This window comes from Pedobacter sp. (assembly GCF_037719805.1).
GTDB lineage: Bacteria > Bacteroidota > Bacteroidia > Sphingobacteriales > Sphingobacteriaceae > Pedobacter.
In genome coordinates this window covers 432809-454738 of the sequence record NZ_JBBJLZ010000002.1, presented here as the reverse complement: position 1 = coordinate 454738, position 21930 = coordinate 432809, and the positions used below count along the sequence as shown (strand labels likewise).

General features: G+C 39.9%; 23 protein-coding genes. 14 read left to right on the top strand and 9 right to left on the bottom strand.

Features of this window, described 5'->3' with window-relative positions:
* Positions 1-22: 22 nt before the first annotated feature.
* Complete coding sequence (locus WKF66_RS07160; protein WP_489673742.1) at positions 23-730, bottom strand: LOG family protein; 708 nt, start codon at positions 728-730, stop codon at positions 23-25.
* 12 nt (positions 731-742) lie between these two features.
* Entirely contained in the window at positions 743-2251 is a 1509-nt protein-coding gene (locus WKF66_RS07155; protein ID WP_489673741.1) for a sodium:solute symporter, read from the bottom strand.
* Positions 2252-2363: 112 nt separating this feature from the next.
* Here WKF66_RS07155 and recR point away from each other — a divergent pair, with 112 nt between their 5' ends.
* The 7 genes from recR (at position 2364) to trpA (ending at position 8451) form a co-directional block, all read left to right on the top strand.
* The gene (gene recR, locus WKF66_RS07150; RefSeq protein ID WP_489673740.1) at positions 2364-2981 is read left to right on the top strand and encodes a recombination mediator RecR; all 618 of its coding nucleotides are present in this window, start codon (positions 2364-2366) and stop codon (positions 2979-2981) included.
* 5 nt (positions 2982-2986) lie between these two features.
* The gene (locus tag WKF66_RS07145) at positions 2987-3802 is read left to right on the top strand and encodes an SDR family oxidoreductase (protein ID WP_489673739.1); all 816 of its coding nucleotides are present in this window, start codon (positions 2987-2989) and stop codon (positions 3800-3802) included.
* 1 nt (position 3803) lies between these two features.
* A complete protein-coding gene (locus WKF66_RS07140) occupies positions 3804-4640 on the top strand; it encodes an alpha/beta hydrolase (protein ID WP_489673738.1) in 837 nt (278 codons plus the stop codon).
* Positions 4641-4864: 224 nt separating this feature from the next.
* Entirely contained in the window at positions 4865-5851 is a 987-nt protein-coding gene (gene trpD / locus WKF66_RS07135) for an anthranilate phosphoribosyltransferase (RefSeq protein ID WP_489673737.1), read from the top strand.
* A 26-nt stretch (positions 5852-5877) separates the two neighbouring features.
* A complete protein-coding gene (locus WKF66_RS07130; RefSeq protein WP_489673736.1) occupies positions 5878-6483 on the top strand; it encodes a phosphoribosylanthranilate isomerase in 606 nt (201 codons plus the stop codon).
* Positions 6480-7661: a tryptophan synthase subunit beta gene (trpB, locus tag WKF66_RS07125; RefSeq protein WP_489673735.1), complete on the top strand. Its 1182-nt coding sequence runs from the start codon at positions 6480-6482 to the stop codon at positions 7659-7661. Before WKF66_RS07130 ends, trpB begins: the two co-directional genes overlap by 4 nt.
* Before the next feature lies 1 nt (position 7662).
* Positions 7663-8451: a tryptophan synthase subunit alpha gene (trpA, locus tag WKF66_RS07120; RefSeq protein ID WP_489673734.1), complete on the top strand. Its 789-nt coding sequence runs from the start codon at positions 7663-7665 to the stop codon at positions 8449-8451.
* On the opposite strand, the gene WKF66_RS07115 is transcribed toward trpA, so the two are convergent.
* From WKF66_RS07115 to sucC, 3 genes are all read right to left on the bottom strand, one after another.
* Positions 8448-9071, bottom strand: coding sequence for an L-threonylcarbamoyladenylate synthase (locus WKF66_RS07115; protein WP_489673733.1), 624 nt, complete (start codon positions 9069-9071; stop codon positions 8448-8450). The genes trpA and WKF66_RS07115 overlap by 4 nt on opposite strands.
* A gap of 84 nt (positions 9072-9155) precedes the next feature.
* Positions 9156-10604 carry an asparagine--tRNA ligase gene (asnS, locus tag WKF66_RS07110; protein WP_489673732.1) on the bottom strand — a complete coding sequence of 483 codons (1449 nt, stop codon included), beginning with the start codon at positions 10602-10604 and terminating at the stop codon, positions 9156-9158.
* Positions 10605-11156: 552 nt separating this feature from the next.
* Positions 11157-12347: an ADP-forming succinate--CoA ligase subunit beta gene (gene sucC / locus WKF66_RS07105; RefSeq protein WP_489673731.1), complete on the bottom strand. Its 1191-nt coding sequence runs from the start codon at positions 12345-12347 to the stop codon at positions 11157-11159.
* Between the two features lie 65 nt (positions 12348-12412).
* Between sucC and WKF66_RS07100 the strand changes: the two genes are divergently transcribed.
* From WKF66_RS07100 to WKF66_RS07080, 5 genes are all read left to right on the top strand, one after another.
* Positions 12413-13063, top strand: coding sequence for an ABC transporter ATP-binding protein (locus tag WKF66_RS07100; protein WP_489673730.1), 651 nt, complete (start codon positions 12413-12415; stop codon positions 13061-13063).
* 2 nt (positions 13064-13065) lie between these two features.
* Positions 13066-13383, top strand: a complete 318-nt coding sequence (locus tag WKF66_RS07095) for a hypothetical protein (protein ID WP_489673729.1) — start codon at positions 13066-13068, stop codon at positions 13381-13383.
* Between the two features lie 5 nt (positions 13384-13388).
* Positions 13389-14000 carry an HAD family hydrolase gene (locus WKF66_RS07090; protein WP_489673728.1) on the top strand — a complete coding sequence of 204 codons (612 nt, stop codon included), beginning with the start codon at positions 13389-13391 and terminating at the stop codon, positions 13998-14000.
* 103 nt (positions 14001-14103) lie between these two features.
* On the top strand, positions 14104-15777 hold the full coding sequence (locus tag WKF66_RS07085; protein WP_489673727.1) for a S41 family peptidase: 1674 nt from the start codon (positions 14104-14106) through the stop codon (positions 15775-15777).
* A 170-nt stretch (positions 15778-15947) separates the two neighbouring features.
* A complete protein-coding gene (locus WKF66_RS07080) occupies positions 15948-16214 on the top strand; it encodes a hypothetical protein (RefSeq protein ID WP_489673726.1) in 267 nt (88 codons plus the stop codon).
* Between the two features lies 1 nt (position 16215).
* Here WKF66_RS07080 and WKF66_RS07075 read toward each other — a convergent pair whose 3' ends face one another.
* Both WKF66_RS07075 and WKF66_RS07070 read right to left on the bottom strand, forming a co-directional pair.
* Positions 16216-17160 (bottom strand): M28 family peptidase, encoded by a 945-nt coding sequence (locus WKF66_RS07075; protein WP_489673725.1) that lies wholly within the window; start codon positions 17158-17160, stop codon positions 16216-16218.
* A gap of 129 nt (positions 17161-17289) precedes the next feature.
* Entirely contained in the window at positions 17290-18150 is an 861-nt protein-coding gene (locus WKF66_RS07070) for a sigma-70 family RNA polymerase sigma factor (RefSeq protein ID WP_489673724.1), read from the bottom strand.
* 377 nt (positions 18151-18527) lie between these two features.
* Between WKF66_RS07070 and WKF66_RS07065 the strand changes: the two genes are divergently transcribed.
* The gene (locus WKF66_RS07065) at positions 18528-19187 is read left to right on the top strand and encodes a DUF2975 domain-containing protein (protein ID WP_489673723.1); all 660 of its coding nucleotides are present in this window, start codon (positions 18528-18530) and stop codon (positions 19185-19187) included.
* Positions 19188-19397, top strand: a complete 210-nt coding sequence (locus WKF66_RS07060) for a helix-turn-helix domain-containing protein (RefSeq protein ID WP_489673722.1) — start codon at positions 19188-19190, stop codon at positions 19395-19397.
* Between the two features lie 3 nt (positions 19398-19400).
* Here WKF66_RS07060 and WKF66_RS07055 read toward each other — a convergent pair whose 3' ends face one another.
* Together WKF66_RS07055 and lpdA are read right to left on the bottom strand one after the other, a co-directional pair.
* Entirely contained in the window at positions 19401-20240 is an 840-nt protein-coding gene (locus WKF66_RS07055) for an MBL fold metallo-hydrolase (protein WP_489673721.1), read from the bottom strand.
* A gap of 67 nt (positions 20241-20307) precedes the next feature.
* Entirely contained in the window at positions 20308-21693 is a 1386-nt protein-coding gene (gene lpdA / locus WKF66_RS07050; RefSeq protein WP_489673720.1) for a dihydrolipoyl dehydrogenase, read from the bottom strand.
* Positions 21694-21930 lie beyond the last annotated feature (237 nt).

The following is a 21930-nucleotide window of genomic DNA, read 5'->3' as shown; positions in this document are numbered from 1 at the left end:
AAGTTGTGCCCTTTTCTAACACTTAAAAATTCGGTTTCAGTACGTATTTCTCGTAGAACCTGAAGATATGTTCTGTTGCTTCTTCTGCAGTATCAACAAGTCTAAACAAGTTCAAATCTTCTTCATGGATATTGTGCTCTGCATGCAGCATGGTCTTAGTGATCCAGTCTACCAAGCCACTCCAGTATTCTTTGCCCACTAGTACAATTGGGAACCTTGCTATTTTACCGGTTTGAATGAGCGTGATCGCTTCAAAAAGCTCGTCCATTGTTCCCATACCGCCAGGTAACACGATAAAGCCTTGTGAATATTTCATAAACATCACTTTTCGGATGAAGAAATAATCAAACTCCAACAGCTTATTATGGTCAATGTATTTATTATGAAATTGTTCAAAAGGGAGCTCAATGTTCAAGCCCACAGATTTCCCGCCATTCATGTGTGCGCCTTTGTTTCCGGCTTCCATGATACCCGGTCCGCCGCCTGTAATCACGCCGTAGCCACGATCAGTAAGCAGCTTACCACATTGAACTGCAATTTCATAATACTTGTTTGTTTCTGCAGTTCTTGCTGAACCGAAAATGGATACGCATGGGCCGATTTTAGCAAGTTTTTCAAACCCGTCAACAAACTCAGCCATAATTTTAAAGATCTGCCAGGAATCTGTAACCTTAATCTCCTGCCAGTTTTTGTTTTCAAACGCACTTCTTATTTTCTCTTCACTAGTCATTCTTTTGCTCTTCTAAAATTTGGTTTGCAAATCTGTTTTCTTACTGATCAGTAATAATCCAATAAAGGTGATCATACCATTAACCAGAATCAGTTCTACACTAAACTTGTATCCTCCTAATAATTGTGCCGAATATTCATTGAGTACGTAACAAATTGCAGGCGAAATAAGGCAGATAAAAGGCACTAATTTATCATGCAGGCCACGATTTCTGACAAACAAGCCGAAGCTGTAAAGCCCTAAGAGGGGGCCGTAGGTATAAGAGGCCACCCGAAATATCCCCTTCACTACCGATTCGTCATTTATTGTGTTAAACACAATGATCACTAAAAACATGAGTATGGAAAAGCCAACATGTACTAAATGTCTCTTGTTAACAGATGCCTTTGAATTGGTGTCATTACCCTTGTCCATCTGTAGAAAATCTACGCAGAACGAAGTAGTCAACGCAGTAAGTGCAGAATCCGTCGTCGCAAAAGTAGCCGCCGTTAAGCCGAGCATAAAAACAATCCCTGGGATCAAGGTCAGGTGATTAAATGCAATTTCAGGGAACAGAAAGTCAGTTCGTGGTTTTCCCGTTATATGATCGAGTGGGATTTCAATGCCGTTTTTAGCAGCAAAAATGTATAGTAAAGCGCCCACGCTAAGGAAAAAGATATTCAATACAACGAATACTGCTGTAAATGTAAACATGTTCTTTTGTGCCTCGCCAATGGTTTTCATGCTCAGGTTCTTTTGCATCAGGTCCTGATCCAGTCCTGTCATTGCAATGGTCACAAAAATCCCCCCCAATAGCTGTTTGCTAAAATGGAAGTTGCTCGTCAGGAAGTCTTCATAGAAGAACACCTTGGCATACCCGCTATTCTTTATCGTTTCAAAAGTTTCTGGAATATTCAGGTTCAGACTGCTACAGATAAAATAGAGGGTAAGGAATACTGATAGCACCAGGAAAAATGTTTGGAGTGTATCTGTTATAATAATTGTCTTTAACCCTCCTTTGAAGGTGTATGACCAGATCAATACTAAGGAAATCATTACAGTAGCCCAAAACGGAACCCCGTAACTGTCGAAAATAAAGCGTTGTAAAACAATGACTACCAGGTAAAGTCTGAAGGCAGAACCGATGGTTCTGCTGATCAGGAATATGAATGCTGCGGTTTTATAACTGTAAAAGCCGAGCCGCTGTTCGATATAACTATAAATAGACGTCAGCTTCATTCTGTAATAAAGAGGAAGAAGTACTGTGGCTATGATGATGAACCCAATCGCGTTACCTATAATGAACTGAAAATACTGAAACTGATTTCCTGCAGGTGAACCTACCTCGCCCGGGACAGAAATAAAGGTGACGCCTGAGAGTGCGGTACCAATCATTCCGAACGCTACCAGGTACCATTTCGAGTTTCTGTTGGCAATAAAAAAGGTAGAGTTATCAGATGACTTTCTTGATGTCGCAAATGCGATAATTATCAGAATGAGAAAGTAACCGATGAGAAAAGATAACAGGATAGCCGGACTCATAGTATGTTTTTAGCGGTTAAATGTAAGAAATGAAACGGTGAAACGGAGAAGGTACCAAAATAATTTTAAAGGCACATGGAAATGCTTAAGCACTTTTATTTAAGTTTGTAAGATGAACTTTTCTTCCAAATTACTTGAAGACGCAGTTAGTGAATTTGCTAAATTACCAGGGATAGGACAAAAGACTGCCCTTCGTTTGGTGTTGCATTTACTGAACAAGGAAACCGAAGAAGTAGCTCATTTTGGCAATTCGATCATCCGGCTTAGGAACGAAATTAAGCACTGTGTAATTTGCCATAACATTTCCGATCACAACACCTGTGAGATCTGTACCGCCAATAAACGTGACAGAGAGGTTATATGTGTAGTAGAAGATACAAGGGACGTGATGGCAGTTGAAAACACATCACAATATTTTGGCGTTTACCACGTATTGGGCGGACTGATTTCTCCTATGGATGGAATAGGCCCAACGGATCTTTTCATTGACTCCCTAGTACAGCGCGTGGCAACAACACCAGTGAAGGAAGTGATATTGGCATTAAGCGCAACAATGGAAGGGGATACCACACTTTTTTACCTCTATAAAAGACTAAAAGAATATCAGATTCCAATTACTACCATTGCAAGAGGGATTGCCTTTGGAGGTGAGCTGGAATATGCTGATGAAATCACTTTGGGAAGGTCTATCGTCACGCGAATTCCCTACGAAAACTCACTAATCAGATAGTTTATATGAACTTTAAGCATAAAGTTGTCATTATTACCGGTGCATCATCCGGTATCGGAAAAGCCTGTGCTGAGGAATTTGCGAAGCGTGGTGCTAATTTGGTACTTGCCGCAAGACAATACGTTACCCTTTGCGAGATCACCGCCCAGCTGGAGAAGCAATATGGCATCAAAGCAGTTGCAGTTCAGGCAGACGTAAGTAAAGAAGAAGACTGTGCACATTTGATCAACCAGGCGGTTGCTACGTTCGGCCAAATTGATGTATTGATCAACAACGCAGGATTATCTATGAGGGCACTATTTCAGGATGTTGACCTCAGCGTGTTAAAGAACCTGATGGACGTTAACTTCTGGGGAACGGTGTATTGTAGCAAATATGCGTTAACTGAAATTCTAAAAACCAAAGGCAGTATCATTGGCGTATCTTCAATTGCAGGCTATCGTGGCTTACCTGGCCGAACCGGTTATTCTGCTTCTAAGTTTGCGATGAATGGCTTTATGGAATCACTGAGAACAGAGCTATTGAAAACTGGCGTGCATGTAATGGTTGCTTGTCCGGGCTTTACTACTTCCAACATTCGCGTTGCAGCATTGTCAGAAGATGGAAGTTCTCATGGAGAGACCAGTATGGATGAAGGTAAGATGATGACAGCTGAAGAAGTAGCGGTTCTAATGGCGAATGGAATAGCAAACAGAAAACGGACTCTTGTCATTACCGGACAAGGGAAGCTTACGGTATGGCTAAATAAATTGTTGCCGGGCTTGGCAGATAAACTGGTGTTCGATCACTTTACAAAAGAAAAAAACGCCTTAATAAGATAAAATGAAACTTGCTTTGATGTGGCTAGCTTTTCTTGGGATGCCTTTGGTGGTGCTTGCAAAAGTTAAAGTCGAGAAGAATATTAATTACAGCAGTTCAGTAAATGACGTTCGGCGTCAGCTGGATATCTATCATAAAGCTAAAGTTGACACCGCACAGGATGTATTGATATTCGTTCATGGTGGTTCATGGAGCAGTGGTAAGAAAGATATTTACTGGTGGCTGGGCAGAAACTTTGCCAGAAAGGGGGTGGTCGCCGTGACAATTAACTACGGACTAGCTCCCGATAATCAATATGGGCAGATGGCTAATGATTGTGCAACCGCCGTTAAATGGGTAGTTAACCATATCTCTGAATATGGCGGTAACCCAAAGCGGATTTACTTGATGGGACACTCAGCAGGGGCACATTTAGCCGAGCTCATCAATTCGGATCCACAATATTTTAAGGCCCTTGCAATTGCTAATCCTATAAGAGGTGTCATCTTGAATGATCCCTTTGGCCTGGATATGCGGGAGTACCTGACTCAGGCGGAGAAAGACAATAATTACTTCGATTTCCTAAGGACTTTCACTAAAGATCAGGAAACCTGGACAAAAGGTTCACCTTTAAACTATGTATCCAACGTACATAATCCGCACCTGCTGTTTTACGGAGAGAAGACTTATCCTGCAATTCAAATTCAAACTGAACGGTTAAACAAATTGCTACTGGAACAGAAAGTTCCTCAGGAAATGCATGTAATAAAGAACAAAAAGCATGTCGGTATGATCACTCAAATGATCTTTCGCTTTAATGATCTTTACGACTACGCACTTACTTTTATTAAACGCAATTAATTGTAATTTTTTGAGGAAACATTTGTTGCTTTGCAAAAACAACTCCATATTTGCCTTACAATGATACTAACGAATGGACTTAATAACTGGTGGTGGCACAATGCGCAAGCATAGTGTAACCCTATTTTGAACATTTTATTTTTTATAATAATATTTCAGGGTTGCTATAAGGCAGCCTTTTTTGTTTTAGCGCATTTCATAAATTATCGTTCAGAAGTTTAAGCATGAAAAAAATACTTAGCCACTTATTTGAAAATAAAACATTTAGCAGGACTGAATCCCAGAAGATTCTAACCTCAATTGCTTTGGGTGAATTCAATACTTCTCAGATCGCAGCATTCATCACTGCCTTTGGTATGCGAAATATTACTGTTGCAGAGTTGCAAGGTTTCAGAGATGCCATGCTTGACCTTTGTTTGAAAGTAGATTTTTCAGATTATGAATTGGTTGATCTATGCGGAACCGGGGGGGATGGAAAGGATACTTTCAATATCTCTACACTTGCATCGTTCATCGTTTCGGGAGCAGGATACAAAGTAGCCAAGCATGGTAACTACGGTGTTTCTTCTGGCTGCGGCTCATCTAATGTGATGGAGTATGTTGGATATAAATTTACCAACGATCAGGATCAATTGAAGCGAAGCTTAGATAGCGCAGGGATTTGTTTTATCCACGCGCCGTTATTTAATCCCGCTATGAAAACTGTTGCCCCGATCAGAAAAGAGCTTGGTGTAAAAACCTTTTTTAACATGCTGGGCCCAATGGTAAATCCTGCTCAGCCTAAAAATCAGATCGTAGGTGTGTTTTCTCTTGAGTTGGCCCGCTTATATGCTTATCTGTATCAGGATACTGATAAAAACTACACCATTCTCCATGCGGTGGATGGCTTTGATGAAATCTCATTAACCTGTGATTTTAAAACTTTTACTAAAACCGGCGAGTCATTTAGAACAGTTTCAAGCCTTGGATTTGAATTGATCAGCGAAAACGACATTAAAGGTGGCGATACCGTAGAATCATCAGCGAAGATTTTTATGGAAGTATTGAATGGAACTGGCACTGCTGCCCAGCAAAATGTGGTGCTTTGCAATGCGGCCCTTGCTATAAACACCATCGATGATAGTAAAACATTTGGCGATTGCTTCTACGAGGCAGAAGAATCTCTGATGACTAAAAAAGCATTGCAGAGCTTTAAAACATTGCTAGACTAATGAGGATTAAACTGAAAATATGTGGGATGAGAGATTCCGAAAATATTCGGGAGGTGAGCCTGTTGAGACCAGATTTCATGGGCTTCATCTTCTATCCCTATTCAAAAAGGTTTGTTGGCGGGCTTGATCCTCTAGTGCTTTCGCAATTACCTGAAAACATCGCGAAGGTAGGGGTGTTTGTTAACCATGATCTGATAGAAGTAGTTCAAATTGCGGAACGTTATCACCTGAACTTACTGCAATTGCATGGAGATGAGTCGGCCAATTATGTGGTAGCTTTAAAACAGCAACTTGCAGGTAGTGATGTCAAAATAATGAAGGCTTTTGGAGTAGACGAAAAGTTTAATTTTTCAGCGCTTGATAACTATCAAGCCGCTGTGGATTACTTTCTTTTTGATACGCAAACCTCTGAATATGGCGGCTCAGGCCAGCATTTTAACTGGGACTTATTGAAAAGGTATACACTCGATAATCCTTACTTCCTCAGCGGAGGAATTGGTTTGGAGAGTCTGGAGTCATTAAAAAAGATAGACGATAAACGGCTTTTTGCAGTGGACGTAAACAGTAAGTTCGAGCTGGAGCCTGGTATGAAAGATATTAATAAATTAGATGAATTTAAGAAACAGCTATGAGTTATTTTGTGAATGAAAAGGGTTATTACGGAGATTTCGGAGGAGCATATATCCCTGAAATGCTGTATCCAAATGTAGAGGAGCTTAGACTTAATTACTTAAAAATCATAAACGATGAAGGCTTTCAAAAGGAGCTTCATCAGTTGCTGAAAGATTATGTAGGCAGGCCATCACCTCTATACCTAGCTAAACGCCTTTCGGAAAAATACAATGCTAACATCTTTCTAAAAAGGGAAGATCTGAATCATACGGGCGCGCATAAGATTAACAATACCGTAGGTCAGATTCTTCTCGCGGAGCGCCTTGGTAAGAAGCGAATTATAGCAGAAACAGGTGCCGGGCAGCATGGTGTTGCAACAGCCACAGTTTGTGCCTTGAGAGGTCTGGAATGCGTGGTATATATGGGTGAGGTAGACATCAAAAGACAAGCTCCTAACGTTGCAAGAATGAAGATGCTTGGGGCAAGGGTTGTACCCGCAACTTCAGGTAGTAAAACGCTGAAAGATGCAACCAATGAAGCCATGCGTGACTGGATTAATAATCCCATTGATACCCACTACATCATTGGATCAGTGGTCGGTCCGCATCCTTATCCTGATATGGTTGGGTTGTTCCAATCTATTATCTCCGAGGAGACAAAGAAGCAGTTGATCGAGCAGACCGGCAATGATCAGCCAGACTATGTATTGGCTTGTGTTGGTGGCGGTAGCAATGCATTAGGCATGTTTTATCACTTCTTAGACGATGAGAACGTTAAGTTAATAGCTGTTGAAGCAGCCGGTAAGGGGGTTAGCAGTGGCTTTTCAGCGGCAACCACCTCATTAGGCAAAGAAGGCGTGCTGCATGGAAGCCGGAGTATCCTCATGCAAACTCATGATGGTCAGGTTGTCGAGCCACATTCCGTATCCGCTGGTCTGGATTATCCTGGTATCGGTCCCCAGCATGCCCATTTATTCAAAACTGGCCGGGGAAAATATGTTTCGATCACCGATGATGAATCTTTAGATGCAGGCCTGTTATTAACACAGCTTGAGGGGATTATTCCAGCAATCGAGAGCGCACATGCACTTGCTTACCTCGAAAAAATGACTTTTGTGGGTGGCGAAAATGTTGTGATTTGTCTTTCTGGTCGCGGCGACAAAGACATGGATACTTATATGAAACATTTCAACTTATAAAATGAGCAGATTAAAACAGTTATTTCAGGAAAAGAAAAACATCCTGTCTATATATTATACGGCGGGCTATCCATCCCTGGGAGATACCGTTGCGATTGCTGAGGAGTTGGAACGTTCAGGTGCAGATCTTCTGGAAATAGGTTTCCCTTATTCAGACCCTGTTGCTGATGGACCTATCATACAGGCAAGCAGTAAGATTGCGTTGGATAATGGCATGGACCTGAAGTTATTGTTTCAACAGCTGAAAGATCTTAGAAAAACGGTCAGCATTCCAGTTTTGTTGATGGGTTATGTAAATCCGATGCTTCAATTCGGGGTCGAGAATTTCTGTAAATCTTGTGCAGAAGTAGGGGTTGATGGCTGCATTGTTCCCGACTTACCCATGGTAGAGTATGAAGAACTTTACGCAACAATATTTGAGCAATACGGATTAAGTAACATATTTCTGATTACTCCTCAGACTTCTCCGGAGCGCATTCAAAAGATTGATGGCTTAAGCAGTGGATTTATCTACCTATTGTCTTCGTCAGCAACTACAGGGCAGAACTTAAGTGTATCCGATGCTACTGAAGCTTATTTTGCCAGAATAGCCGATTTAAAGCTGAAAAACCCAACAGTTATTGGGTTTGGGATCAGTAGCAAAGAGACTTTTGATAAAGCTTGTCAGTATGCAGGTGGCGGTATTATCGGAAGTGCCTTTGTAAAAAGTTTAGATGCAAATGACTTGAAGGGAAGTATTCGCAACTTTATGAAAGACTTTAAGCCTCAGATAGAACAGCTTACTAGCTAGGCAATCATGCTTTCGAGATCACCTTTTCCTTGTCTGATGATTTCAAAGCCACCGGAAGTACAATCTACAACTGTTGATGGTTCGTTATCACCATAACCGCCATCAACAATAAGATCTACTTTATCTTCATACTTTTCATGTATCAATTCGGGATCTGTTGAGTACTCTATGACATCGTCATCATCATGGATGGAGGTACTTAGAATCGGATTTCCGAGTTGTAAAACGATTTCTCGGGCAATGTCATTATCAGGCACCCTAATTCCAACCGTCTTTTTGTTAGAACTAAGCAGCTTGGGTACGTTGTTATTGGCGTTGAAAATAAAAGTAAAAGGTCCAGGTAATGCCTTTTTGAGCACTCTGAAAACTATGGTATCGATTGGTTTAATGTAATCCGAGATATGTCTCAAATCAGAGCAAATAAAAGAGAAGTTCGCTTTTTCAGGCTTTACGCCTCTAAGTTTACAAATCCTTTCTACAGCTTTTTGATTGGTAATGTCGCATCCCATGCCATAAACAGTGTCGGTAGGATAGATGATAATCCCTCCTTTTTTCAATACCTCTACGACCTGTTCTATCGCTTTCGGGTTTGGATTCTCAGGATATATTTTGATAAGCATATGTAAAATTAAGCAAATCCTAAGCCGGAAATAGCTTTAATAAGTCTTCAGACTGTAAATCTGAAGACTATAGAACCATCTTTATTAAAATTCGGCATTTTTAGGGAAGCGCGGGAAGGCAATTACATCTCTGATGTTGGTCATTCCGCTCACAAATAAGATGAGGCGTTCAAAGCCAAGCCCGAAACCAGCATGTGGGGCGGAACCGAATCTCCTGGTGTCTAAATACCACCAAAGTTCATCCTGAGGGATATTCATCTCGTCCATGCGACTGGTTAACCTATCAAGACGTTCTTCACGCTGTGATCCGCCAATGATCTCTCCAATGCCCGGAAAAAGGATATCCATTGCAGCAACGGTTTTTCTGCCTTGAGCATCCGGTTCATTTTGTCGCATATAAAAGGATTTAATATCCGCAGGATAATCGGTAAGAATAACAGGTTTTTTGAAATGTTTTTCTACTAAAAAGCGTTCATGTTCTGATTGGAGATCCGCTCCCCACTCATCAATGATATATTTAAATTGTTTTTTCTGATTGGGTTTAGAAGATTTAAGAATCGCGATAGCTTCAGTATAGGTTAAACGCTCGAAATCGTTATTCAGGCAGAAGTTTAGCTTGTCGATAAGCGATAGTTCTGAGCGTTCACTCTGAGGCTTAGACTTCTCTTCTTCCAATAAGCGGCCATTTAAGAATTCTATCTCATCCTTGCAGTTTTTTAAGGCATAATCGATCACATATTTCAGCATATCTTCTGCCAGTTGCATATTGTCTTCGAGATCTGCAAAAGCAACTTCTGGTTCAATCATCCAGAATTCTGCAAGGTGACGGGTAGTATTCGAATTCTCTGCTCTGAATGTTGGTCCGAAAGTATAGATCTGACCAAAAGCCATTGCTGCGAGCTCGCCTTCCAGTTGCCCGGAAACCGTTAGGTTACTGGAACGGGAAAAAAAGTCTTGTGAGTAATCAACTTTTCCATCTTCGGTACGTGGCACATTGTCGAAATCCAATGTAGTTACTCTAAACATTTCTCCAGCACCCTCTGCATCTGATGCCGTGATGATTGGCGTATGCATGTAGACAAAACCTCTTTCGTTGTAGAATTGATGAATGGCGAAAGCGAGTGCATGGCGAAGTTTAAAGACCGCATTAAAGGTGTTGGTGCGGAAGCGCAGGTGAGCAATCTCCCTAAGAAACTCAAGACTGTGCTTCTTAGGCTGTAAAGGAAATTTCTCAGGGTCACTATCTCCGAGAATTTCTATGGAAGTTGCTTTTACATCAACGCGTTGACCTTTCCCAAGGGATTCGACAATAGTTCCTGTTACTGCAATTGCAGCACCAGTGGTGATCCTTTTGAGAAGTTCCTCCGGGGTGTTATTAAAGTCTACCACGATCTGGATGTTTCCCATGCAGGAACCATCGTTTAAAGCAATAAACTGATTGTTTCTGAAGGTTCTTACCCAACCCATTACGGTTACTTCTCTATCGAAATCTGTTGTTTCTAACAGACGCTGTATTTTTTCTCTTTTAATCATGATATTTTCTGGAGCGGGGCAAAAATAATCAAATCCTCGAAGAATCAGATGCAAATATTTAGGATTGCTAAATCCTATAGAATTATCAATTTTCCAAGTGATTTTTTATTAAATATTGTAATTTCTGTATAAATGGAATGTTAATCTGGAATATTCTGTCTCTACTTCAACTCTTAAAGTCAAAAACAGTGTAAAAGACGAAAAACTAGGATGATTTATATGCGTTAATCAAGATTTGGTTGAATTATCTATATAAAAAATCATTTATTGTAAATAAAAGATGTTTAATATCAATGATTTAGGTATAAATAGGCTATTTAACCCAATAATTATTCAACAATTTTATAAAATAGTAGTTTTTCTAAAAAAAAGTTCCTATGTTTGTATTGCTCGTTTAATTTATATTTGGTTAGAGAGGCCTACAACTGGATAGTTGTAGGCCTTTTCTTTTTAAGGCATTTCCCAAAAATAATATTTATAAAAAAAGAGCTGCGAATGCAGCTCTTCAGATCTTAACCAAACTGCCAGTTCATTAGCAGTATTGACTTGTGTTTATGCTAGTACTTGTGTAACTAAAGCTGCAGCATCCTTCAATGCGATTGCAGAGTATACTTTAAGTCCAGACTCATCAATTAATTTCTTTGCTTCTACAGCGTTTGTGCCTTGCAGACGGCAAATGATTGGCACTGGGACATCACCAATTTCTTTGTATGCATCAATAACACCTTGCGCAACTCTATCGCAACGTACAATACCACCAAAGATGTTGATCAGGATTGCTTTAACATTAGGGTCCTTAAGAATAATGTTGAAACCAGCTTTAACAGTTTGTGCATTAGCGGTTCCACCTACGTCCAGGAAGTTAGCAGGTTCACCACCGGCAATTTTAATGATATCCATGGTTGCCATTGCTAAACCAGCTCCGTTAACCATACAACCTACGTTTCCGTCAAGTTTCACATAGTTAAGGTTTGATTCACTAGCTTCCACATCTGTTGGATCTTCTTCCAGTTTATCACGCATCGCTGCATAATCAGGATGACGGAACAATGCGTTCTCATCTAAGTCAACTTTCGCATCTACAGCGATTATTTTATCATCAGAGGTTTTAAGGACAGGATTGATCTCAAACATTGCTGAATCCGTGCTGTCATACGCTTTATAGAGTGCAGTAACAAACTTTACCATTTCTTTGAAAGCAGCACCACTAAGTCCTAAGTTAAAAGCAACCTTGCGAGCTTGAAACGCTTGAAGACCAACTTTTGGATCGATTTCTTCTTTGAAGATCAAGTGTGGAGTATGTTCTGCAACTTCCTCGATGTCCATACCGCCTTCAGTAGAATACATGATGATGTTTCTGCCACTTGCGCGGTTTAACAAAACACTCACATAAAATTCTTTTGTTTCAGATGCTCCAGGGTAATAAACATCCTGAGCAACCAATATCTTATTCACTTTCTTTCCTTCCGGACCAGTTTGAGGAGTTACCAATTGCATACCTAAAATAGCGGTTGCCCTTTCTCTTACCTCATCAAGGTTTTTGGCAAGTTTAACACCTCCGCCTTTACCTCTTCCTCCAGCATGGATTTGTGCTTTAATCACAACCCAGTCAGAATTATAATCGGTTTTCATTTTTTTAGCAGCTTCTACAGCTTGCTCAACCGTATCTGCAACTACGCCTTCCTGTACGGAGACACCAAAACTTTTGAGGATTTCTTTACCTTGATATTCGTGGATATTCATTTGCTGAAAAAATTTGCTCAAATCTACAATTTCAGATTGGTTTTAAAAACACTAAGTTTGCAATTATGCTAAAAGCAACGGGTATCAAAAAAGCTTATGGGAGCCTTCCCATTTTGAAGGGTGTAGACTTTAGTGTTGCCAAAGGAGAGATCGTAAGCATCATTGGAGCCTCTGGAGCTGGCAAAAGTACACTGCTTCACATACTTGGAACGCTAGATAAGCCAGACCATGGAGAAGTTGAATTAAATGGCACTAAGATTAATAAGCTAAATGGGGAGTTACTTAGCATTTTTCGCAACAGAAACATTGGCTTTGTCTTTCAATTTCATCATCTTTTACCAGAATTTACAGCCTTAGAAAATATATGTATTCCTGCTTTTATTGCGAAAGTCCCAAAGAAGGATGCAGAAACACGGGCTCATGAACTTCTGGAGCTCTTGGGTCTTAAGGAGCGGGCACATCACAAGCCAAATGAACTATCCGGAGGCGAACAGCAGCGTATCGCCGTTGCACGTGCACTGGTTAACCGTCCTTCTATTGTGCTGGCCGACGAACCATCAGGTAACCTCGATTCAGCCAACGCAAGCGCTTTACATCAGTTCTTTATTACGCTAAGAGACAATTTTAAGCAAACATTTGTTATTGTAACCCACAATGAGGATCTCGCAAAGATCAGCGATAGGGTAGTTACAATGAAAGACGGACTAATTATATAACCTTGAAAATACTAATAACCGGAGGTAAATCAATTCAGGCTTTAAAGCTTGTGAAGGCCTACCCTGAAGATCAGGTGATTTTAGCGGATTACGGCGACATGCCTTCTTTTCCATCTGCCACTTACCGTTTCATCTCTCTCGGCGATCAAAATAATGAGGTTATTGCGCATAACTTGCTAACCATCTGTTTGGACGAGGCCGTAGACGAAATACTTCCTCTCCATAGATTTGAAGCTGATGAGTTGCTGAAGTCGAAGATCTTATTTGATGAATACAACATCACAGTCATAACACCATTGCTGGACCAATTAATTGATTAAACAGAATGGGAGCGGAGCGTGACCTCGGAAAGTATGAGTCCTTCATATTTGAGTACGACAATGTATTGTATCCTGAAAAAGATTATTTACTGCAAGTATATTACTTGTTTGCGCAGTTTGTGGAATACGCAGAGCAGCGAGATGCAGTGGAGCTACTAGCATATATGACAGAAGATTTTGCCAACAATGGGCATGATGGCATCTTTGAAAGAACGGTTAAGCAATTTGATCTGGAAAAAAAGTACAGGGTGAATTTTGACTTGTTGATGCAAAATGTAAAGTTGCCTTTGAAACTATTGTTATTCGACGAGATGCTTCAATTGCTTATTTCCGTAGCGAAGAATGGGAAACAAATATTCTTACTAGCAAACGGAGATCCTGTTGTGGCCCTAAATAAGATCAGACAGACCGAATGGAATGGTATGGAGTCAAGTTTAACAGTTTACTTTGCTGAAGAGTTCACTGAGGACTCAACAGAGAATATTCTCTTAAAAATCCTTGAAAAGCATGGTGTTAAGAGAGAAAAGTGTCTATTTGTGGGACATTCTAGTCAGGCAATTCTCATAAATCCGCAAAGCGGAATTAATTACCTGAATGCTGCTGATCTATTCGCCTGACAATTACGTTTATACGTCTTTAAGTTGTAAATTCACGCTGTCATTTACAAATAAAATAATTAATCGCCCCTTCTACTACTAATTAAGAAATCATCCAACACGAATGAAAAACAAGAACTTCAAAAAATGGGCACTTCTTTCAGCGGTGTTTATAACTGTAGCTGTTTCAGCATGCAAGAAGAATAAAACGGACTCAGAGCCAGTTGATCCCCCTACTACGGAAACTAATGCTAAGCAAACGTCGACAACTAACAGATTGGAGTTAAGTAACGACTCCTTGTTTTTGTATGCAAAAGAAATTTACTTCTGGAATGAGTCACTGCCTAGCTATGACGATTATGAGCCAAGGAAGTACAGTAAATTAAGCGCTACGGCTACAGAGTCGGCAACGCTTGTAAACTTAGAAAACAACCTGTTCAATTTGATTAAAGTGTCAGGAAAAGCCGATTACGTTAGTACTTCCGGATCGCCTAAATATTCCTATATTAATGATAGCGACACTGATAATCCAACTCCAACGTCTGCTTCGCCAAATGATCAGGCATCAGTTGACTTAGAAGGAAACGGAAATGATGTTGGTATTTATAGAATATCTGCTGTTGGACAAACCGCAACAGAATACAGATTGTACATCTCTGCAGTATTTGAAAACAGCCCCGCATTTAAAGCCGGTTTGAGTCGCGGTGCTTACATTACACATATTAATGGAACAAAGATTGGTGCCATTGAGCAAACGGCTACCGGCGGAGCTATCGCCTCATCTGAGGTTAATTTAATCAACTCCACTATTTATGGTAATCCAACTTCCATAACAGTTGCTGGGGTGAAAACTAATGGTTCTTCGTTTGATGTTACATTAGCTAAAACGTCTTATAAAAGTAGTCCGATCTTCAAGAGTAATGTCCTGACTGCAGGTAGCAGAAAAATCGGTTATCTGGCATACGCGCGTTTTTCTAACACTGCCAACTCGATTGACACTTTAAATGGTGTATTTAAAGATTTTGCTGCAAAAGGCGTGACAGATCTTGTTATAGATTTACGTTATAATGGAGGCGGATACGTTAGTACTGCAGAACATTTGACCAACCTAATCGCTCCATCAACGGCATCTGGCGTAATGTATATCGAGCATTTCAACAACAACCTGAAGAATAGAAAGACGACAGATCCAAGTATTTTAAAGAATCAACCTTTACTTGATGCCAATGATAAAGTTCAGTATAATGCAAAAGGAAGTATGATTACTTATGCAGACATTGACTATTCAGTTGCTAACAATACCAATAACTTCGCTAAAAAGGGTAACCTGGGCGGTGTTACGAATGTTGTCTTTATCGTTAGCGGTGGTACTGCTTCAGCGAGTGAATTGGTAATAAATAGTCTTAAGCCAAAGATGAAGGTCACACTTGTCGGTAAAACCACATATGGTAAGCCTGTCGGATTTTTCCCGGTCACACTGGAAAATAGATATGAGGTTTATCTCTCATTGTTTGAGACTAGAAATTCTCTTGACCAGGGCGGGTATTATACAGGAATGATACCTGAGGTCGACGGTGGTAGTGACTTAGGAAACTATGATTTTGGTAATCCTCTGGACGGTTATTTGGCTAAGGCAATAAGCGTGCTGGCACCCGGTGCAACTGCTGTAGTATCATCCAACAGGTTATCAAGTGCGAGTGGTGTTAAAACGAATCAAGTCAAAGTTAACGCAAACTTTGATGAAGAGGGCAGAGGCTTTGTTGGTATGATTGAAACCAGGCTTAAAGTTAAAAAATAAGTTCTTTTATAGTTGTTTGGAACCTGCCTCTTTTTAGAGGCAGGTTTTTTTATGTGATCAGTTTTACCAGTAAGGTGATAACATCATTTTTTTGTCATGCTTAGTTTAGGTATTGGTACTTAAGTGAATTAAATGCATATTTAATCATACGAAAAGCCAATTATATATATATGTTAGGTGAACTTATTACCAAAGAATCTATCGAACTCAGTCAAATTATCCCAGCTGAAGAGAATCATATTGAAGAACTTAGAAGCAAGTTAAATTCTGCACAGCGATTGGGTAACGAATTCAAATCGAAAACTGATATTACTTTCAACACAAGACAAGGGCCTAAGACAGTGAGTACTACGGTATGGTCAGTAACTGAAAAGTACCTGCAATTGAAAAGTGGGGTCCACATTCCGCTGAACAGTATTATTGATATAGACTTTTAGTCTATTGCTTTTTCATCTGCAGCTTATCCTTGAAGATTTGCTGGATATCGCGTTCTTTATCAATATTGTTGGCAATCTCTAATATTGCGTTTACTGCATTTGAATAGAATTCCTTATTGATATTTTGAAACTCGTCGGTTGCTTTATGATAATCTTTATGGTCTTCAACACCGAAGTATAGAAAGGGGATATTCTTAGCATTAAAAGCGCCCTGATCACTTTGGTCGGTCCAGTCATTATCCCTGCCCAGTTTCGGGTCGTCGTGTCCGAAAAGCACTTTAATATCCGGGCTTTTTAGTGTGAAATATTTTTTAAGCTCCGGATACTTAAATGTTCCACAGGCATAGAGCTCGCTCTTGTCATTGTGGGCAATCATATCCATATTGATATTAAGCTTAATTTTCTCCAGTGAAACTGTTGGATTAGCAACGAATGCTTTGGCACCTTGTAAACCCATCTCTTCCGCATCAAAAGCGGCAAATATAATGGTGTTATTAGGTTTGTTTTTCGCAAAATAGGTAGCAATGCTTAAAAGTCCCCCTACGCCAGAAGCGTTATCATCTGCACCATTAAATACCTCATTTTTCACAATGCCCAAATGATCATAATGGGCGGAGATCACAATGACATTGTCAGTCTTGCCTTGCACATACCCAATCATGTTAATGCCCTTTACGTCGGCAGCCGTACCTCTTTTGACGCTAAATGGTTGTTCAAAGCCTGGAGTACTGCTAAATGCTTTCAAGCCAAGTTCTTTAAATCTTCCCAAAATATATGTCCTTGACATTTCAGCTCCTTTAGTTCCCGTTTTTCGACCTTCGTATTGGTCGGAAGACAACGTTTGGACATCCTTCAACAACTGCGAGTCTCCAGACTGCGCATCTGTCTTTTTAACGGTGCTACAGCTTAATAATAGGCCAAGGGGTAATAATAGGAGTAATTTCATAGTAAATATTTCAATAAAGATAGGCATATAACAAAAAAGATCGAGCGGTGGGCTCAATCTTTATTATAATAACGTGGCGTTATATCATTTTCAACTACTATCGTCCTTCCGGCGAAGGCTGGAATCTTATTATCCTAAATAAGATTTCAGGATTTTGCTTCTTGAAGTATGACGAAGACGTTGCAATGCTTTGTCCTTAATTTGACGTACACGTTCACGAGTTAGGTTAAACTTCTCTCCAATCTCTTCAAGGGAAAGGGGGTGGTTGGTGCTTAATCCGAAAAACAATACGATGATCTCGCGTTCTCTTTCAGTTAGAGTAGATAGTGATCTTTTAATTTCTTCAGACAAAGATTCATTGATCAGGTTACTATCTGTGTTAGGCTCATGGTTTTCCAATACATCAAGCAAAGTGTTTTCTTCACCTTGAACGAATGGCGCATCCATTGATACGTGTCTTCCGGAGTTACTTAGCGTGTCGGAAATTTTATCTACTGTAGTTTCTAGTACATCTGCTAACTCTTCAGGAGAAGGCTCACGCTCAAATTCCTGCTCTAGTTTAGAAAATGCTTTACTGATCTTACTCAGTGAGCCAACCTGGTTCAATGGTAAACGAACAATACGACTTTGCTCGGCAATAGCCTGTAAGATCGACTGACGAATCCACCACACTGCATAGGAGATAAACTTGAAACCCTTTGTTTCATCAAAACGCTTTGCCGCTTTAATTAAACCAAGGTTTCCCTCGTTAATTAAATCTCCAAGAGTTAAACCCTGATTTTGATATTGTTTTGCAACTGAAACAACGAAACGCAAATTTGTCTTGGTCAAACGTTCTAATGCGGCCTGGTCACCCTCGCGTATCTTTCTTGCTAATATTACTTCTTCTTCGGCTGTAATTAAATCTACCTTACCAATTTCGTGAAGGTACTTATCTAATGACTGACTTTCGCGATTAGTAATCGACTGCGTGATTTTGAGTTGTCTCATTTATATGCTTTGGTACTCTTTATGTGTCTGAACGTGCAAAAGTAATAATTTTAAGGTCATTTATACATAAATTCCCGAAAACGTTACACCTTACACAACTTATTTATACTTTAAATTACTAGCAAAAATTATTCCAAAATACTTTTGTCAGTGCCACTAAAGAACAGGCATTAACAACTATTATTTATTGAATTACAATAAATATATTATGAATATCAATAATAACTCGTTATGTTTGCTTTTAGTAAAATTATAGCAATTGAAATGGAGAGGCATGCTCACAGAACAAATATTTTTCCTGTTTGAACTGCTTTGCCTTTGGAATCAAAAGCATTACTTAAAATGTATAATCCCTTAACTATTTAGTATTCAGTAAAATGAGAGATGAACTTAAATTTCTAAAAGTAACAAAGGTCGTTTTGGTGATTGTGGCTGTTGTTGCTTTTGCAATTACCTGCTATCAGGTGAGGGAAGGTTTTATGAAAGGATGGAAGGGTGGAGCTGAAGCATCGGTTAATTCCAAAGCCCATCATCTGCCACTTTTCGAAAATAACATTATCCCTGCGAATGATTCCTTGCACTTTATTGGCAGTAATGGCTCCGCCTTCTATCTGAAAACAAGATATCAGGTTTCAGGAGATGTTTATATTAGACAGCGTCCGCAGAAGATAATTTCCTTTTTTTATGGTTTTAAAAATCTACTATCCTTATCAATGCTCGCATTTGGTGTTTTATTGTTGTTAAAGCTGTATCGTTTTATCGATGACTCTTCAAAAGGAAGAATCTTTACCCTTGAAAATATCAATAGGGTGAAAATAATAGGAGTGTATTGTATTTTGCTAAGCTTTACGGCTTTTATATGGGATCTTTGCAGCTATTTTATCATCAAAGAAGTATTTAGCCACACCTCGTTTACTACTGCCTATTCTTTCGATTTTAACTATTTGTTACTAACCGTTGGTATTGTAACAATCGTGATCATGCAGGTGTTCAGAAAAGGGTATGACCTACAACAAGATCAAGAATTAACAGTATAAATGCCGATTATAATCAATCTTGATGTGATGCTTGCCAGGCGCAAGATGTCATTAACCCAATTGAGCGAACGGGTAGGAATTACGATGTCAAATCTTTCTATATTAAAGACAGGAAAAGCCAAGGCGGTAAGGTTTGAGACACTGGAAGCAATTTGTGAAGTGTTACAATGTCAGCCTGGCGATCTACTGGAATACCGTGCTGAAGCTTAACATTTAAATACTTTCCAGACTGAATGTTTCGTTTAGTCTGATGCCTTTTTCCGTTTCCGTTACGGTACAACATTCGTGTACAGCATCGTGCTCCAAGAAAAGTATATAGTCATTGTCGGCCGCTTCTTTCAAAAAGGCTTTCTTTTCAGTCAATGTTTTCATCGGAAACATGTCGTAGGCCATCACATAGGGTAATGGAATGTGACCGGTTGAAGGCAACAGATCAGCCATGTAAATAATTGTCCTATTTTTATACTTGATCTGTGGAAGCATCATAGCGTCCGTATGGCCATAAGCAAACCTAATACTTATTCCCTCTTGAAATTCTACACCTTCTTTGTCTTCGATGAAACGAAGTTGGCCGCTCTCCTGTATAGGCATAATGTTGTCTCTTAGAAAGGATGCTTTTTCTCTATCGTTGGGATTAACCGCCCAGTTCCAGTGTTGTTCATTGCTCCAATAGACAGCATTTTTAAAAGCCGGACGAAGTTTTTCTCCCTCCCGAACAATCGAACCTCCGCAATGATCAAAATGTAAGTGTGTTAGAAACACATCGGTGATGTCATCTTTGTGAAACCCTTTTGCCGCAAGTGACTTATCGAGGCTGTCATCTCCATGAAGGTAATAGTGTTTCAAAAACTTTTCATCTTGTTTGTTGCCAATGCCATTGTCGATCAGTATCAACCGCTCCCCATCTTCTACCAGCATACAACGCATTGCCCAGGTACATAAATTATTTTCGTCGGCGGGGTTAGTTTTATTCCAGATTGATTTTGGAACAACGCCAAACATGGCACCGCCATCTAGCTTAAAAAGTCCTGTTTCTATGGCGTGTAATTTCATTGCGGTAGAATAGATTTTTAAAAAGAAAGGCCGCGTAAGCGGCCTTCATATGTTAACAAGGAATATATTATAAATGGATTACTTCGCCATAAGCATCGGCTGCAGCTTCCATTATTGCTTCACTCATGGTTGGGTGTGGGTGTACAGATTTAATTATCTCATGTCCTGTAGTTTCCAATTTTCGGGCGACAACAATCTCTGCGATCATTTCGGTAACATTGTTTCCAATCATGTGCGCACCTAATAACTCACCATATTTAGCATCGAAGATCAACTTGACGAAACCATCTTTTGCGCCTGAAGCACTCGCTTTACCAGATGCAGAAAACGGAAACTTACCTATCTTCAATTCATAGCCCGCAGCTTTAGCCGCTCTTTCAGTGAAACCTACTGAGGCAATCTCAGGACTGCAATAGGTACACCCAGGGATATTATTGTAGTCCAACGGTTCTGGTTTGTGCCCAGCAATTTTTTCTACGCAGATAATTCCTTCTGCCGAAGCTACATGAGCAAGTGCTTGTCCGCTTACGATGTCGCCAATTGCATAGTAACCCTTAACAGATGTGTTATAGAACTCATCTACAACAACCTTTCCTTTTTCAGTTTTGATGCCAGTTTCTTCCAGGCCAATGTTTTCAATGTTGGCCACAACACCAGCAGCAGAAAGCACGATATCGCATTCTAAAGTTTGCATTCCTGAAGCAGTTTTCACCTGCACCTTACAACCGGTGCCGCTGGTATCAACCGACTCTACACTCGAGGAAACCATGATATCGATGCCCACCTTTTTGAAGCTCCTAAGCAGTTGCTTAGATACGTCTTCATCTTCAACCGGTACCACATTATCTAAAAACTCGACGATGGTAACTTTCGTGCCCATTGTCGCGTAAAAATATGCAAACTCAACGCCGATAGCACCTGAACCTACAACAACCATAGATTTAGGTTGCTCAGGAAGAACCATTGCTTGTCTATAGCCTATAACTTTTTTGCCGTCTTGTTTAAGGTTAGGTAATTCTCTTGATCTGCTACCTGTAGCAACTATTATATTTGTAGCTGTGTAATCTTTAGAAGCGCCATCTGCACCCTTAACTTCGATTGTATTTCCAGGTTTCACTTTTCCAGTGCCCATGATCACATCGATTTTGTTTTTTTTCATAAGGAATTGAACGCCTTTGCTCATTCCATCAGCAACACCACGACTACGTTTAATAACGGCGGCAAAATCGGCTTCACCAGTCGCTTGAATTCCATAATCGGACGCGTGGTTGATATATTCAAAGACTTGAGCGCTCTTAAGTAAAGCTTTAGTAGGTATACAGCCCCAATTCAGACAAATGCCACCTAATGACTCGCGTTCAATAACAGCAGTTTTCAAACCGAGTTGAGAAGCCCTGATTGCGGCTACGTATCCACCTGGACCGCTACCTAATACAATTAAATCGTAGTTCATATCTTTAATTAAAGGAATTTTAACTTAGTAAAAGCCAAAATTATAAAAAATGTTCATTAAAAGTAAAGTTAAGTTCTATGTGGCTTGTCATATTTGATTACTAAGGAAATCTGTATGAGATTAAAAGCTCCGAAGCTGTTTAAGGAGTATCGAAGACCTCCTAGGCCTATTCATTTACTACAATTGTCCAAATATTTTCTGATAACATTGGTGTCTTCCTGACACTCTTAGGGGTGC

Bases quoted from the DNA above. Each gene is read 5' to 3' on its own strand.
- WKF66_RS07100 (WP_489673730.1), top strand. From the start codon at position 12,413: ATGCTAAAAGCAACGGGTATCAAAAAAGCTTATGGGAGCCTTCCCATT.
- WKF66_RS07115 (WP_489673733.1), bottom strand. From the start codon at position 9,071: ATGCTTATCAAAATATATCCTGAGAATCCAAACCCGAAAGCGATAGAA.
- WKF66_RS07140 (WP_489673738.1), top strand. From the start codon at position 3,804: ATGAAACTTGCTTTGATGTGGCTAGCTTTTCTTGGGATGCCTTTGGTG.
- WKF66_RS07155 (WP_489673741.1), bottom strand. From the start codon at position 2,251: ATGAGTCCGGCTATCCTGTTATCTTTTCTCATCGGTTACTTTCTCATT.
- WKF66_RS07065 (WP_489673723.1), top strand. From the start codon at position 18,528: ATGAGAGATGAACTTAAATTTCTAAAAGTAACAAAGGTCGTTTTGGTG.
- trpA (WP_489673734.1), top strand. From the start codon at position 7,663: ATGAGCAGATTAAAACAGTTATTTCAGGAAAAGAAAAACATCCTGTCT.
- lpdA (WP_489673720.1), bottom strand. From the start codon at position 21,693: ATGAACTACGATTTAATTGTATTAGGTAGCGGTCCAGGTGGATACGTA.
- recR (WP_489673740.1), top strand. From the start codon at position 2,364: ATGAACTTTTCTTCCAAATTACTTGAAGACGCAGTTAGTGAATTTGCT.
- WKF66_RS07060 (WP_489673722.1), top strand. From the start codon at position 19,188: ATGCCGATTATAATCAATCTTGATGTGATGCTTGCCAGGCGCAAGATG.
- trpB (WP_489673735.1), top strand. From the start codon at position 6,480: ATGAGTTATTTTGTGAATGAAAAGGGTTATTACGGAGATTTCGGAGGA.
- asnS (WP_489673732.1), bottom strand. From the start codon at position 10,604: ATGATTAAAAGAGAAAAAATACAGCGTCTGTTAGAAACAACAGATTTC.
- WKF66_RS07145 (WP_489673739.1), top strand. From the start codon at position 2,987: ATGAACTTTAAGCATAAAGTTGTCATTATTACCGGTGCATCATCCGGT.
- WKF66_RS07070 (WP_489673724.1), bottom strand. From the start codon at position 18,150: ATGAGACAACTCAAAATCACGCAGTCGATTACTAATCGCGAAAGTCAG.
- WKF66_RS07130 (WP_489673736.1), top strand. From the start codon at position 5,878: ATGAGAGATTCCGAAAATATTCGGGAGGTGAGCCTGTTGAGACCAGAT.
- WKF66_RS07075 (WP_489673725.1), bottom strand. From the start codon at position 17,160: ATGAAATTACTCCTATTATTACCCCTTGGCCTATTATTAAGCTGTAGC.
- WKF66_RS07055 (WP_489673721.1), bottom strand. From the start codon at position 20,240: ATGAAATTACACGCCATAGAAACAGGACTTTTTAAGCTAGATGGCGGT.
- WKF66_RS07090 (WP_489673728.1), top strand. From the start codon at position 13,389: ATGGGAGCGGAGCGTGACCTCGGAAAGTATGAGTCCTTCATATTTGAG.
- WKF66_RS07085 (WP_489673727.1), top strand. From the start codon at position 14,104: ATGAAAAACAAGAACTTCAAAAAATGGGCACTTCTTTCAGCGGTGTTT.
- WKF66_RS07160 (WP_489673742.1), bottom strand. From the start codon at position 730: ATGACTAGTGAAGAGAAAATAAGAAGTGCGTTTGAAAACAAAAACTGG.
- WKF66_RS07080 (WP_489673726.1), top strand. From the start codon at position 15,948: ATGTTAGGTGAACTTATTACCAAAGAATCTATCGAACTCAGTCAAATT.
- sucC (WP_489673731.1), bottom strand. From the start codon at position 12,347: ATGAATATCCACGAATATCAAGGTAAAGAAATCCTCAAAAGTTTTGGT.
- trpD (WP_489673737.1), top strand. From the start codon at position 4,865: ATGAAAAAAATACTTAGCCACTTATTTGAAAATAAAACATTTAGCAGG.